The organism is Bradyrhizobium sp. BR2003, assembly GCF_009720285.1.
Lineage (GTDB): Bacteria > Pseudomonadota > Alphaproteobacteria > Rhizobiales > Xanthobacteraceae > Bradyrhizobium > Bradyrhizobium elkanii.
Genome location: NZ_SMYJ01000026.1, coordinates 238,460 through 252,335 on the forward strand (window position 1 = coordinate 238,460; position 13,876 = coordinate 252,335).

11 protein-coding genes and 1 pseudogene are annotated in these 13,876 nt (G+C 64.9%); 7 read left to right on the forward strand and 5 right to left on the reverse strand.

Annotation, left to right across the window (positions count from 1 at the left end; genetic code table 11):
* Positions 1-75 precede the first annotated feature (75 nt).
* Positions 76-633, reverse strand: a complete 558-nt coding sequence (locus E2I15_RS20160; RefSeq protein ID WP_137484033.1) for a DUF308 domain-containing protein — start codon at positions 631-633, stop codon at positions 76-78.
* Between the two features lie 134 nt (positions 634-767).
* Here E2I15_RS20160 and E2I15_RS20165 point away from each other — a divergent pair, with 134 nt between their 5' ends.
* The gene (locus tag E2I15_RS20165) at positions 768-1,355 is read left to right on the forward strand and encodes a TetR/AcrR family transcriptional regulator (RefSeq protein ID WP_137484034.1); all 588 of its coding nucleotides are present in this window, start codon (positions 768-770) and stop codon (positions 1,353-1,355) included.
* 45 nt (positions 1,356-1,400) lie between these two features.
* Here the strand turns inward: E2I15_RS20165 and E2I15_RS20170 are convergent, their stop codons facing one another.
* Positions 1,401-3,662, reverse strand: coding sequence for a spermidine synthase (locus tag E2I15_RS20170; RefSeq protein ID WP_137484035.1), 2,262 nt, complete (start codon positions 3,660-3,662; stop codon positions 1,401-1,403).
* A 178-nt stretch (positions 3,663-3,840) separates the two neighbouring features.
* Between E2I15_RS20170 and E2I15_RS20175 the strand changes: the two genes are divergently transcribed.
* Positions 3,841-5,442: a phytoene desaturase family protein gene (locus tag E2I15_RS20175; RefSeq protein ID WP_137484036.1), complete on the forward strand. Its 1,602-nt coding sequence runs from the start codon at positions 3,841-3,843 to the stop codon at positions 5,440-5,442.
* Between the two features lie 276 nt (positions 5,443-5,718).
* Here E2I15_RS20175 and E2I15_RS20180 read toward each other — a convergent pair whose 3' ends face one another.
* Entirely contained in the window at positions 5,719-5,883 is a 165-nt protein-coding gene (locus tag E2I15_RS20180) for a Flp family type IVb pilin (RefSeq protein ID WP_016841571.1), read from the reverse strand.
* A gap of 170 nt (positions 5,884-6,053) precedes the next feature.
* Between E2I15_RS20180 and E2I15_RS20185 the strand changes: the two genes are divergently transcribed.
* Together E2I15_RS20185 and E2I15_RS20190 are read left to right on the forward strand one after the other, a co-directional pair.
* Positions 6,054-6,938, forward strand: a complete 885-nt coding sequence (locus tag E2I15_RS20185) for a 50S ribosomal protein L11 methyltransferase (protein WP_137484037.1) — start codon at positions 6,054-6,056, stop codon at positions 6,936-6,938.
* On the forward strand, positions 6,935-7,441 hold the full coding sequence (locus E2I15_RS20190) for a hypothetical protein (protein ID WP_137484038.1): 507 nt from the start codon (positions 6,935-6,937) through the stop codon (positions 7,439-7,441). The genes E2I15_RS20185 and E2I15_RS20190 overlap by 4 nt, the downstream gene beginning before the upstream one ends.
* An 18-nt stretch (positions 7,442-7,459) precedes the next feature.
* Here the strand turns inward: E2I15_RS20190 and E2I15_RS20195 are convergent, their stop codons facing one another.
* A complete protein-coding gene (locus E2I15_RS20195; RefSeq protein WP_028342170.1) occupies positions 7,460-7,645 on the reverse strand; it encodes a hypothetical protein in 186 nt (61 codons plus the stop codon).
* A gap of 190 nt (positions 7,646-7,835) precedes the next feature.
* On the opposite strand from E2I15_RS20195, the gene E2I15_RS20200 reads away from it, so the two are divergent.
* Both E2I15_RS20200 and E2I15_RS20205 read left to right on the forward strand, forming a co-directional pair.
* Positions 7,836-9,665 carry an aminopeptidase P family protein gene (locus E2I15_RS20200; protein WP_137484039.1) on the forward strand — a complete coding sequence of 610 codons (1,830 nt, stop codon included), beginning with the start codon at positions 7,836-7,838 and terminating at the stop codon, positions 9,663-9,665.
* Between the two features lie 292 nt (positions 9,666-9,957).
* The gene (locus E2I15_RS20205; protein WP_137484040.1) at positions 9,958-11,235 is read left to right on the forward strand and encodes a multidrug effflux MFS transporter; all 1,278 of its coding nucleotides are present in this window, start codon (positions 9,958-9,960) and stop codon (positions 11,233-11,235) included.
* Positions 11,236-11,290: 55 nt separating this feature from the next.
* Here the strand turns inward: E2I15_RS20205 and ligA are convergent, their stop codons facing one another.
* Complete coding sequence (gene ligA / locus E2I15_RS20210) at positions 11,291-13,441, reverse strand: NAD-dependent DNA ligase LigA (RefSeq protein WP_137484041.1); 2,151 nt, start codon at positions 13,439-13,441, stop codon at positions 11,291-11,293.
* 124 nt (positions 13,442-13,565) lie between these two features.
* On the opposite strand from ligA, the pseudogene E2I15_RS20215 reads away from it, so the two are divergent.
* Positions 13,566-13,854: pseudogene (locus E2I15_RS20215) on the forward strand (GIY-YIG nuclease family protein).
* Positions 13,855-13,876: the final 22 nt, after the last annotated feature.

Consider the following 13,876-nt stretch of genomic DNA (forward strand, 5'->3'; position numbering starts at 1 on the left):
CGCGCTCTCCGGTGCTGCCGGACAGCTCTCCGTTCCGATAGAATCGGAACGGAGCCCTGGCTTCTCGCTTTGATCCTAGGCGCGCGCGTGGCGATAGCCGGCGGCTACGAGCCAGATTGCGGAAAGCAGGAAATAGAACGCGCCGAAGCCCGCATAGGGAGCGACGTCGAGAATGGTCGGCGCAACGTTGCCGATGGACTGGCTGATCATGTAGCCGCCGGCGAGTGCCGACTGTGCGCCACTCAGGATCATCGCCCATTGCGCGCCATAATGACGCCAGCGCCTGACGCCGGTGGACAATTGCAGCACGCCCGCGAGGATCGCCCAAGCCCCGAACACGGCCAGGACGGCATAGCTGCTGTGGCTGAGCGCCACGATCACGGCGAGCGTCGTGATCGCGCTGACCGCGACATTCAGGGCCTGGGACGGATTGGCCTTCAGGCCGCCATTGACCCGGGCGTCGGCCAGATTGGCGATGCCGTCCCACGCCGGGTAGATCACGAGCAGTACCGCTGCGGGGCCGGCTTGGCCGCTGAACAGAACGGCGGCGGCGACCCAGGCGACCGAGAAGATGGCGCGCCCGAGATAATAGGATCGCAGCCAGGCGGATTGGGTCGAGAGGTGGCTTTGCATTGACAGGCTCCTTGTTTGTCTTCCTACTAGTAGGTAGATGACAAATCCGAGTCAATCTGGCCCTCCGACGTCCTGTGAGGAGAAGAAAGCCTTGATTTGCCTCTGGAATTTACCTACTGGAAGGTAGGCATGACGTGAACGTGATGGTTTCGACTTCTGAAAAAATTCTCGACGTCGCGCAGCCCCTCATCGTCGCCGGGGGCTACAATGGGTTCAGCTATGCCGACATTTCGGATGCCATCGGTATCCGGAAGGCCAGCATCCACCATCACTTCCCGACCAAGGCCGAGCTGGTCTCGGCGCTGGTGGATCGCTACCGGCAGCAGACGGAGCTGGGCCTGAAGTCGCTTCAGGAGCAATTCGCAAGCCCGGCCGACCAGCTGCAGGCTTACGTGAACTTCTGGCAGGCGTGCATCGGCAATGCCTCGCTGTCGTTCTGCGTCTGCGCGATGCTTGCCGGCGAGATGCCGATGTTGCCGGACGAGGTCGCATCGCGCGTCCGCGCCCACTTCAACCACCTTGCGGGATGGCTCACGTCGGTGCTGCAGGCCGGCGCGGAACAGCATCTGTTCCGGCTGGACCAGCGGCCGCACGAGGAGGCCCAGGTGCTGATGGCATCGGTTCACGGGGCAATGCTCTCGGCGAGGGCTTTCGACGATCCCGGAGAGTTTGCCGTAATCGTCAAGCCCCAGCTCGCCAGACTGCTGGTGGCCGATCGCTAGAGAATTATGCGCGGAAGGCGCCGCGATTGGCTCGGCTTGCAGGTCCTACTGCTCGCCGTCGCGCAGGCGGCGGTACACCGCTCCCAGCACGTTCGAATAGTCGTCGGTCCAGACCCGCTGCTTCTCGTCGGCTTCGGTCTCGGTCCAGACATCCGACGATGCGAGTTTGCCAACGTCTTCCTCCTCGCGCGCGGACACGACGACCGAGGTCGAGAAGATGTACTCGTTGTCGCGGCCGGAATCCTCGCTATAGACCCAGCTCTTCATGTCGTTGGCATCCGCAATGCCGACCACGACGCTGGCGAGTTCGAGATGACGGTTGGAGACGTGCATCACGACCGCACCCTGCGGCGCCAGCTTCTCCTTGTAGATCGCCATCGCCTCCTCGGTCGCGAGATGGATCGGGATCGCGTCCGACGAATAAGCGTCGACGATGATGAGATCGTAGACGCCGTCCGGCTCCTTGGCGAAGGTCAGCCGCGCGTCGCCGATGACAGGCTTGAGGTTCGGCTCGCAGTTCTGGATGTAGGTGAAGTATTTCGGATCCCGCGCGGTATCGACCATCGACTGGTCGATCTCGAAGAAGCGCCAGTCCTCGCCGGGGGCCGACGCGCAGGTCAGCGTCCCCGAACCGAGCCCGATCACCGCCACTTTCAGCGGCGCGCCCTTGCGCTCGCGGATCGCAGTGATCGCCCGCCCGATGCCGCCGTCCTTGTAATAGTAGCTGATCGGTTCGGGCTTTCCGACGACCGGCGTGCCGTCATCGTTCTTGAACTTCTCGGCGCCATGGATCGTGGTGCCGTGCATCAGCACGTGAAACTGCCCGTTCGGCGTCACCACGATCTTGTGCACGCCGAAAAAGCTGCGCACGGTTTCGACGCGGCCGTCGTCGGATGGATAGGCGCGCAGCACCACGAGCGCGACAATGACGGTGGCGAAGATCTTCCAGCGATTGGCGTTCAGCGCGAGCGCGAGCAGCGCCGAGAGCACGCCGACCGCGCCGATCACCCAGACCCGATGCACGTCGAACCAGTCGAAGATGTCGCCGGCCGAATAGCTTGGTGCGATCAGGGCCACCGCCAGCACCGCGAGGAACGGCCAGTACCAGGCGCTCCAGCGCGGCAGCCGCTCCGCGCCGCCGGGCGGACGGCACAGCGCAGCGAGCGCCAGCAGGATCGGATATTCGGCGACCCACGAGAAAGTAAAAGGCGCGATCAGCCCGGCGAACAGGCCGCCGACCATGCCGCCGAACGACAGCGCGACGTAGAAGCCGGTGAGATATTTCGCGGCCGGGCGGGTGCGCGCGAGCTCGCCATGACAGGCCATCGCGATGATAAAAAAGCAGAGCTGATGGCCGCCGAGCGTGAGCAGCAGGTTCTGCTCGCCGCCGACCGCAAGCAGGATCACGACACCGGCAATCGCCAGCGGCTGTGCCCGCAGCATCCATTTGTGCGGCAAGAGCGGCCGCGACTGGAACACCAGCACCCAGGTCAAGAGATACAGCGACAGCGGCAGCACCCACAGCAAAGGCGCGGCGGCGACGTCGGTCGAGATGTGTGCCGTCACCGCGATCAAGAGGCCGGACGGCACCGCGGCGAGGAAGATCCAGCGCGCCCGCAGCAGCCAGGTCGGCGCCGGCGCATTGACATCATCGACCTGGATGTTGAGTGCGGCGTTGGCCGGCGACCGCAACAGCAGCACGCCGCAACTCGCGATCAGGACGATCAGGAGACCATAGCCACCGGTCCAGATCAGGTTCTGGGTGCGCAACGTGAACATCGGCTCGAGCAGCACCGGGTATGACAAGAGCGCGAGGAAGCTGCCGATGTTCGAGGATGCGTAGAGAAAATACGGGTCGGGCCCGTTGGGATGTCCGGTGCGCACGAACCAGGCCTGCAGCAGCGGATTGTTGGCGGCGAGCGCGAAGAACGGCAGGCCGATCGAGACCGCGAACAGGCCAAGCAGCCAGATCGCATAGCCGGACGTCGGCGGCTCGCCCCAGCCGCTCCTGATCGACAGCGGCAAGGTCACGAGCGCGACGACGAGCAGCACCAGATGCACCGCGACCGGCACGATGCGGCCGTTCAGCTTCATCAGGAGATGCGCATAGGCGTAGCCGCCGAGCAGCAGCGACTGGAAGAACACCATCGCCACTGACCACACCGCCGGCGAGCCGCCGAGCCGCGGCAGCACCATCTTGGTGAACAACGGCTGCACCGAGAACAGCAACAGGGCGCTGACGAAGATCGCGGCGGTGTAGACAACCAGCACCAGCCGGTTGCGCGAGGCGGTCGGCTCAGACGTCATGAAAGCTCCGGCATGGACCCGGCGGGCGCCGGAGGCGGACGGTCCGGTGGCACCCCACCGGAGGATTTCAGTTGAGCATACGGCACTATCACGGACAAGAAACGGCGGTCACGCGGACTTGACGACGCGGCGCTGCGGCGCCACAGCACTGCTCTAATCACTGCTTCTTGAAGCGGACATGAACGAAACTGACGTCGTCATCATCGGTGCGGGGCACAACGGCCTCACCTGCGCGGCCTATCTTGCGATGGCCGGGCTGCGCGTGAAGGTCGTGGAACGCCGCAAGGTGGTCGGCGGCGCTGCGGTCACCGAAGAATTTTGCCCGGGCTTCCGCAATTCGGTCGCCGCCTACACGGTGAGCCTGCTCAATCCGCAGATCATGTCTGACCTGAAACTTGCCGATCACGGTCTCAGGATCGTCGAGCGGCGCGCGCAGAACTTCCTCCCCTCGCCCGACGGCAGCTATCTTTTGACTGGCGAAGGCCGTACCCGGGCCTCGGTCGAAAAACTCAGCCGCCAGGACGCGGCCGCAATCGGCGTGTTCTCAGGGGAACTCGAAGCCATCGCCGACGTGCTGCGGCAATTGGTGCTGCGCGCGCCGCCGAACCTCGTCGAGGGTTTTGGCATCGGCGCGATCAGCGAGGCCTTCAACGCGCTCGGCGCCGCCAACATCCTGCGCCGGCTGTCGCTGGAACAGCAGCGCAATCTGCTCGACCTGTTCACGCGATCGGCCGGCGAGATGCTCGACGAGCGCTTCGAGAACGACCTCGTCAAGGCGCTGTTCGGGTTCGATGCCATCGTCGGCAACTATGCCAGCCCCTACGCGCCGGGCTCGGCCTATGTGATGCTGCATCATGCGTTCGGCGAGGTGAACGGCAAGAAAGGCGTCTGGGGCCACGCGATCGGCGGCATGGGTGCGATCACGCGGGCGATGGCGTGTGCCGCGTGCAGCCATGGCGTCGAGATCGAAACCGATGCTGCCGTCCGCGAGGTGATCGTCGAGAAGGAGCGCGCCGTCGGCGTCATCCTCGACAATGGCAAGACCGTGCGCGCCAAATACGTCGTCTCGAACGTCAATCCGAAGCTGCTGTACACACGCCTGGTGCCGGAAGGCGCATTGGCGCCGGCGTTTCGCGCGCGCATCTCACGATGGCAGAACGGGTCCGGCAGTTTCAGGATGAATGTGGCGCTCAGCGCCCTGCCCTCGTTTAGCGCGCTGCCCGGCCTGGGGGATCACCTCTCGGCGGGCATCATCATTGCCCCGAGCCTCGGCTATATGGATCGCGCCTGGCACGATGCGCGCGAATTCGGCAGGAGCCGCGCGCCGGTCGTCGAGGTGCTGATCCCCTCGACGCTCGACGACAGCCTGAGCCCGCCGGGCCAGCATGTCGCGAGCCTGTTCTGCCAGCACGTCGCGCCGCAGTTGCCCGACGGCAGATCGTGGGACGATCATCGCGAAGAGGTCGCCGATCTGATGATCGCAACCGTCGACCGCTACGCCCCCGGGTTCGCAGGCACCGTGATCGGCCGCCAGGTCCTGTCGCCGCTCGACCTCGAGCGGGAGTTCGGCCTGCTCGGCGGCGACATCTTTCACGGCGCGCTGACACTGAACCAATTGTTCTCGGCGCGGCCGATGCTCGGCCATGCCGACTACCGCGGACCTCTGAAGGGTCTCTACCATTGCGGTTCCGGCGCCCATCCCGGCGGCGGCGTCACCGGCGCCCCCGGCCACAATGCCGCGCGGGCGATTTTGGCCGACCATCGGGCGCTGTTCTCGTAGGGCGGACGAGACACCACGCGCCGCGCTCATCGCACTGCAAGCTGTAGACAGGCATGTTGAGAAGCTGTGGGTCTGCGGTGGACAGCGGTCTTGTCCAAGGACGGGATAACCGGTGGACGCCGCTGTGGACCGGCTGTGCGACAGACGCTGACAATCCCGGGAAAACGCAGTTGACGTCTTGTCGACAAGCTGCGTGTGGCCTCTGTGGACAACCGGTCAAAAAGAAAACACCGGGCGTCGCCGCCCGGTGCTTCCCTGAGAACGCCGTTCGAGAGATTACTTCAGCGAGCCGCTGATCGAGTTGAAGGTCCCGCTCAGTGCCGTGCCGACGCCATTCACCGCAGCGATGATGGCGATAGCGATGCCGGTCGCGATCAGTCCGTATTCGATGGCGGTCGCGCCGGATTCATTCCGCAAAAACTTAACGATAAAAGCCTTCATTGCAGCCCTGCCCTTGGTTGTGATGCCTTGGAACGAAGGGTGTTCCCAGTTCCGCCACAGTAGTAGTACGGCAACATCTAAGGTTGTCTGAACCGGGAACCTCTCAATTCTCGCGATATTCGATTGAATCCGGCTTGAAATTTTAACAAAAACCGCGCTACCGGCCTCCGATGACCCCGTCCACACACCGCACCAGCGTCACCCTTCCAGACGAATCGACCGCAAAGCGCGTGGTAGACGCGCTTTGCGAGCTGTTTTTCGAGGATCAGGCGGCGTTTGCGGCCTTCGAGCGGCCGGATGGCCGCTGGGACGTCAGCGTCCATTTTGCCGAGCCGCCCGACCAAAATTTAATCCGCGAACTGGTTGGCCAACTGGTGCGGCAGGATGTCGCATCAACTTTAGTTTTTGATACCGTGGAGGCCAAGGACTGGGTCAAGGCCAGCCTGGAAGACCTTGTCCCGGTCGCGGCCGGCCGCTTTATCGTCCACGGCCAGCATGACCGGCACCGGATACCCCCCAACAAGCTCGGGATCGAGATCGAGGCGGCGCTGGCCTTCGGCACCGGCCATCACGGCACCACGCGCGGCTGCCTGCTGCTGCTCGACCACGTGCTGAAGGCGTATCAGCCCCGCCGCGTGCTGGATCTCGGCACCGGCAGCGGCGTGCTGGCGATCGCCGCCGCCAAGGCGCTGCACGGCAAGGTGCTGGCGAGCGATATCGACCCGCCATCGGTCAGTGTCGCCGAGGAGAACGCCCGGCTGAACGGCACTGGCGATCTGGTGGACGTCATTCGCGCCACCGGCTTTGCATCGCCGCGCTTTGCCGAGGACGGTCCGTTCGACCTGGTGCTTGCCAACATCCTCGCCAATCCGCTGCGGCAACTGGCCGGCCCGATGGCGCCCCACCTTGCCTCGTCGGCGCAGGTCATTCTCTCGGGCCTGCTGACGCACCAGGCGCCGGCGGTCATCGCCGCCTACCGGGCCCGCGGGCTGGTGCCGCTGCGGCATCTGAAGATCGAGGGCTGGAGCAGCCTGCTGCTGCGTTTCGTGAAGTGACCGAAACCGGCAGACAGTGCGGCGACTGCACGCTCTGCTGCAAGGTGATGGCGATCGAGGAATTGGCAAAGCCTGCCAACACGTGGTGCCCGCACTGCGAGCCGGGGCGCGGCTGCCGGACCTATCGGAGCCGGCCGGCGGAATGCCGCTCGTTCAGCTGCGTCTGGCTGGCGAACGATCTGCTGGAGGAGCACTGGAAGCCTTCCAGGTCGAAGCTCGTCCTGACCACATCCGAAGATGGTCTTGAGGTCAGATGCGATCCGGGCTTCCCCGACGCCTGGCGCAAAGAGCCGTTTCGCAACGAGCTCAGGGAATGGGCGATCTCCGGCGAGACGCTCGACATGACCGTCGTCGTGATCGCCGGCCAGCGCATGACGCTGCTGACGCCCGATCGCGAATTCGATCTCGGCATCGTCGGCCCCGATGAGCGGATCGTGCGCGAGCTCGAGGACGGCAAGGTCGTCAATGTAACCGTGGCGAAGGCGTCGGATCTGGAACGGTAGCCGCGATCCGTGGATTAGCTATTCGGGTGCAGGAGAATCGCTGCGGATGGTCTCGACCTTGTCCTGGCCTGCCGCTCGCTTGGCGCGCGCCTCGACCAGACGGTCCAGCATCTGGACGATGACGCCGCGCTGCTTCTGTTCGACCGGCGCAATCGGGCCGCGGCGGACCGGCGGCGAGATCTTCTCAAACGTGAATGCAGGCATCGTGCATCTCCTCACCGTTGAGTTGAGACACTCCTGGACACTCCCCATACGCTTGACCGTTGACGTGCAGTGGACATCGTCCGGTCAATTCCACTATGCCATATTCAAGCATAAGTTATGCCAAAAATATGGTCATGCTTGACCGCGCTCGCGCGAAGGTCAGGCTTCCATCGAAGAGAGTGCGACGGCGATGTTCGAAGCCCATTTCCAGACGTTCGAAGAGCCCGAAGGCGGCGTGGCGCTGACCGCGCGCTTGAGCGCGCTGCGCGAGGAGCTGGCGCGGCGCAAGCTGACGGGATTCGTGGTTCCGCGCGCCGACCAGCAGCAGAATGAATATGTCGCAGCCTCCGAGGAGCGGCTCGCCTGGCTGACCGGCTTCACCGGATCGGCCGGGCTCGCGATCGTGCTGAGCACGGAAGCGGCCCTGTTCGTCGACGGCCGCTACACGCTGCAGGCCGGCAAGCAGGTCGACCGCAAGGCCTGGCAGGTCGAGCCGCTGGTCGAGCCACCGCCGGAGCATTGGCTGACCCGGCATCTGGCGGCCGGCGACCGCCTGGGATTTGACCCCTGGCTGCACACTTCTGCGGCAGCCGAACGGCTGGCAGCGGCCTGCGCCAAGGCCGGCGCGGAACTGGTCGCCGTCGACGGCAATCCGGTCGATGCGATCTGGCACGAGCGGCCGGCACCGCCGCTCGGCCCGGTCACGATCCACGGCGCGCAGTTTTCCGGAGAGATCGAAGCCGAGAAGCTCAAGCGCATCCGCCTCGAGATCAACAAGCTCGGCGTCGACGCGCTGGTGCTGTCCGACAGCCACGCTGTGGCGTGGACCTTCAACATCCGCGGCGCCGACGTCTCACATACGCCGCTGCCGCTGTCCTATGCGCTGGTGCCGAAGGAAGGCCGGCCGCTGGTGTTCATCGATCAGCGCAAGCTGTCCAACTCGACGCGCGACCATCTCGAGCAATCGGCCGATGTCGAGCAGCCGGCGGCGCTGGCGGCAAAACTCACCGAGCTTGCCAAGCGCGGCGCCTCGATCGCGCTCGACAGCGCGACCGCAGCCGACGCCTTGAGCCGCCTGATCGCGGGTGCCGGCGGCAAGCCGGTGCGCGGCAGCGATCCCGTGAGCCTCTTGAAGGCGGTCAAGAACATCACCGAGATCGAGGGCACGCGCACGGCGCATCAGCGCGACGCGGTGGCGCTGGTGCGTTTCCTCGCCTGGATCGACCGCGAGGCGCCCTCCGGCAGCCTCACCGAGATCGACACCGTCGAGGCGCTGGAGACGTTCCGCCGCCAGACCGGCGCGCTGAAGGACGTCTCGTTCCCGACCATCGCCGGCACCGGGCCGAACGGCGCCATCGTGCACTACCGCGTGACGCGCAAGAGCAACCGCCGCATCGAGCCCGGCGACCTCCTGCTGATCGATTCCGGCGCGCAATATGAGGACGGCACCACCGACGTCACCCGCACCATCGCGATCGGCAAGCCGACCGACGAGATGCGCGACCGCTTCACCCGCGTGCTGCGCGGCCATATCGCGATCGCCCGCGCGATCTTCCCCGACGGCACAACCGGCGCCCAGCTCGACACGCTGGCGCGGCAATATCTCTGGCAGGCCGGGATCGATTTCGAGCACGGCACCGGTCACGGCGTCGGCAGCTATCTCAGCGTCCATGAAGGGCCGGCGCGGATCTCCAAGCTCGGCACCACGCCGCTGAAGCGCGGCATGATCCTGTCCAACGAGCCCGGCTACTACAAGACCGACGCCTTCGGCATAAGGATCGAGAACCTCGAGCTTGTGATCGGCACCGACATTGCCGGGGCCGAGAAGCCGGTCAACGCCTTCGAGACGCTGACACTGGCGCCGATCGATCGCCACCTGATCGAGGTCAGCATGCTGAGCCCGGACGAGTTGAGCTGGCTCAACGACTACCACGCCCGCGTCGCGCATGTGGTGCGCCCGCATCTCGACGACAACGTGACGAAGCTGTGGCTGGATGAGGCGACAGCGGCGCTGACGTAGCGGCGCCGAGTTTACCGTCATCCTCTCCTCGTACTCGCTGTCATCCCCCGCGAAAGCGGGGGATCCAGTACGCCGCGGCCTTTCAATTCAAATACGCCTGCTTCTGGAATACTGGGTCCCCCGCTTTCGCGGAGGACGACAGCGGAATTCGCGGCTGACAACAGTGTGTTTATTGCGCGAGACGAAACATCGTCGCTGCGTCTCCTGAAATCGCATGGGCGTATGCCGAAACGCCCGTATTCCGCGCGGACGGGCACGCTACAGTCTTTCCACAATGCTGGATCGGACCTGAATGCACGGCGTGATGGGCAAGCCGCCCGGCGCGGCAAAGGACAACATCGCGACATCGAAGGTCATGCTGCTGATGCTCGTCGTGATGACGGGCGTGGCGCCGATCTCGCTCTACATGCTGGTGCCGGCGCTACCGGTGCTGGCGACCACCTTCGGCCGCGATATCGGGGTCGCGCAGATGACCGTGTCGCTCTACATGGTCGGCATCGCGCTTTCACAGCTGATCATGGGGCCGCTGTCCGACAGGTTCGGCCGCCGGCCGGTGCTGCTCGCAGGGCTCGGCCTGATGGTCGCGGCCGGCGTCGGCTCTGACTTCGCCGAGACCCTGCCGCAACTGATCGCGGCGCGCTTCTTCCAGGCACTCGGCGGCGCCAGCGGCATGGTCATCAGCCGTGCCATCATCCGCGACCTCTATCCGCGCGAGCGGGTCGGCGCCATGATCAGCCTCGTCGTCGCCGCGCTGATGATCGCGCAGATGGTGAGCCCGCTGACCGGCGGCCTGCTGGAGACCGCCTTCGGCTGGCGCGCGATCCTCTATCTCATCACCGCGGCGTCGCTGAGCACCACGATCTTCATCGCGCTGGCGCTGCCGGAAACCCGCCGCGACCGCGCCGACAGCTCCAGCTTTCGCGGCGACCTCGGCAAGCTGATGACGAGCCGTGCCTTCGTCGGTTACCTCTTGTGCCAGGTGCTGGCGTCACAGATCATCTTCGCCTTCGCCGGCGGCGGCCCCTACATCGTGGTGACCCAGATGGGCCGGACCAGTGCCGAATATGGCGCGTGGTTCGCGATGACGGGGTTCGGCTACTTCGTCGGCAATCTCCTGTGCGTGCGCTTCGCACCGCGGCACTCGCTGGAGAAACTGATCTGGTTCGGCCTCGCGCTGCAGGTCGGCGGCAGCCTGCTGAACCTGGTCTGGAGTTTTACCGGAGTAAACCAGGCGCCGCTCTGGCTGTTCGGCACCCAGATGATCGTGATGATCGCCAACGCCTTCGTGATGGCCAATTCCGCCGCCGGCGCCATCAGCATCCGGCCCGAGGCCGCCGGCACCGCCTCGGGGGCCATGGGGTTCCTGCAGCAGGGGATCGGCTCGCTGATCTCGCAATTCGGCGCTTATCTCGGCGGCCACTCCACCACGACGCTGCCGCTGACCGCGGCGATCTTCGCGATCTCGATCGCCTGCGCCTGCACCATGATCTTCGTCGTGCCGCGGCGGCAGGTGGTGGTGAGCGAGGAGCTGATCGCGCAGGCCGAGGAGGATGAGCAGGGGATGATGTGAGCAACTCGTCATTCCGGGTTCGCCTCTTCGAGGCGCCCCGGAATGACGGACAACCCTACTCCCCGATCAGCTTCAGCCACTCGTCCTCGGTCAGCACCTGGACGCCGTGCTTCTGCGCTTCGGCAAGCTTCGAGCCGGCGCCCGGCCCCGCGACGACATAGTCGGTCTTCTTCGACACCGAGCCGGCCGCCTTGGCGCCCAGCCGCTCGGCCGTCGCCTTGGCCTCGTCGCGCGTCATCTTTTCGAGCGATCCGGTGAACACCACGGTCTTGCCGGCCACCGCCGAATTGCTCTTCGGCTTCTCGGCGTCGATGATCTCGTCGAGTTCTCCGGTCAACCGCTCGACAATGCCGCGATTGTGGCTCTCGCCGAAATAGTCGGCGATGCTCTTGATCACGGTGTCGCCGATCTGGTCGAGCGCATCCATCTCCGCCATCGCTTCCTCGTCGCCCTTGGCGACCTTGAGGCAGGCATCGTGGAACGCGTCCCAGGAGCCATAGCCGCGCGCCAGCGCCAGCGCGGTGGTCTCGCCGACATGGCGCATGCCGAGCGCGTAGATGAAGCGCTCCAGGCCAATCCTGCGCCGGCTGTCGATCGCGGCGAACAGATTGCGCACCGAGGTCTCGCCGTAGCCTTCGATGTCCTCCAGCTTCAGCTTCGCGTTGCGCTTTTGCAGCGTGAAGATATCGGCCGGCTCCTTGACCCATCCCTCGTCGAAGAAATATTGCAACTGCTTCACGCCGAGACCGTCGATATCGAAGGCGCGGCGCGACACGAACAGAATGAGGTGCTCGACCTTCTGGAACGGACAGGCGAACTCGCCGGTGCAGCGGGCGCGCGAGCCTTCCTCGCCGGCCGCGGTCTCCTCGCGCACCACGTCGGTGTGCAGAGGGCATGGGCATTTCTTCGGGAAGTGGAATTCCTTCGCGTTCTTCGGCCGCTTGTCGATCACGACGTCGACGACCTGCGGGATCACGTCGCCGGCGCGCTGGATCACCACGGTGTCGCCGATCCTGATGTCGCGTCCCTCGCGCAGCACCTCGCCCTTGTTGCCGATGCCCTTGATGTAGTCCTCGTTGTGCAGCGTGACGTTCTGCACGATCACGCCGCCGACACCGACCGGCTCGAGCTTGCCGACCGGCGTGAATGAGCCGGTGCGCCCAACCTGGATCTCGATGTCGCGCAGCACCGTCATGGCGCGCTCGGCCGGGAATTTGTGCGCGATCGCCCAGCGCGGCGTGCGCGACACGAAGCCGAGCCGCTCCTGCCAGTCGATGCGATCGACCTTGTAGACGACGCCGTCGATGTCGTAGTCGAGCTCGGCGCGCTGCTCCTCGATCTTGCGGTGGAACGCGATCAGCTCCTCGACCGAGTGACACAGTTTGGTCAGCGGGTTGGTCTTGAAGCCGCACCGCTCGAACCAGTGGATCATCGCGGTCTGGGTATCCGCGGGCATGGCGCTCATCTCGCCCCAGGCATAGGCGAAGAAGCCGAGCGGCCGCGAGGCGGTGATGGCCGGATCCTTCTGCCGCAGCGAGCCGGCCGCCGAATTGCGCGGATTGGCGAAGATGGTGTCGCCGGCCGCCTTCTGTCGCTCGTTGAGCGCGAGGAACGCCTTCTTGGTCATGTAGACCTCGCCGCGCACCTCGCAGATGTCGGGCACGTTGCGGCCCTTCAGCTTCTGCGGCACGTCCTCGAGCGTGCGGATGTTGGCGGTGACGTCCTCGCCCTCGGCGCCGTCGCCGCGGGTTGCCGCGGTGACGAGCTCGCCCCCCTCGTAGCGCAGCGACATCGAGAGCCCGTCGATCTTCGGCTCGGCCGAAAAATCGATCTTGTCGTCCGGCAGCTTGAGGAAGCGCGTGATGCGCCCGACGAAATCGACCACGTCGGCTTCCGCGAACGCGTTGTCGAGCGACAGCATCGGCAACGAATGGCGAACCTTCCTGAAGCGCCCCGACGGCGCGGCGCCGACCTTCTGCGACGGCGATTCCGCAGTGACGAATTCCGGGAAGCGCTTCTCGATCGCATTGTAACGCTGCCGCAGCGCGTCGTATTCGGCATCGGTGACGCTGGGCGCGTCGTCCTGGTAGTAGCGCTTGTCGTGGTCCTCGAGCTCGAGCGCAAGCCGGGTCAGCTCGACCCTCGCCTGGGTCTTGCTGAGCTTGTCGACGTCGGAGAGCGCTTTCTTTTTTGCTGGTTTAGCCATGCGACGGGCGCGCTATAGTTTTTCGTCATTCCGGGGCGGTCCGTCAGGACCGAACCCGGAATCTCGAGATTCCGGGTTCGACGCTGCGCATCGCCCCGGAATAACTGTGTGGGAAATGGGGCTCATGTCGTACTACGTGTACATTCTAGCAAGCCGACGAGACGGAGCAAATCTATGTTGGGATCATCAACGATCTCGTGCGGCGGGTCTACGAACATCGAATGAAGGCTGTCCCAAGCTTCACATCTAAATACAACATCACGCAGCTTGTTTGGTTCGAAATCTACGACGCCCCGATCTCCGCCATATCACGCGAGAAGGAGCTCAAGAAGTGGAAGCGAGCCTGGAAGACGCAATTGATCGAAGCGAGCAATCCGCAGTGGAATGACTTGTACGAGTCGATCTGTACCTGAGGTAGTCATTCCGGGGCATCGC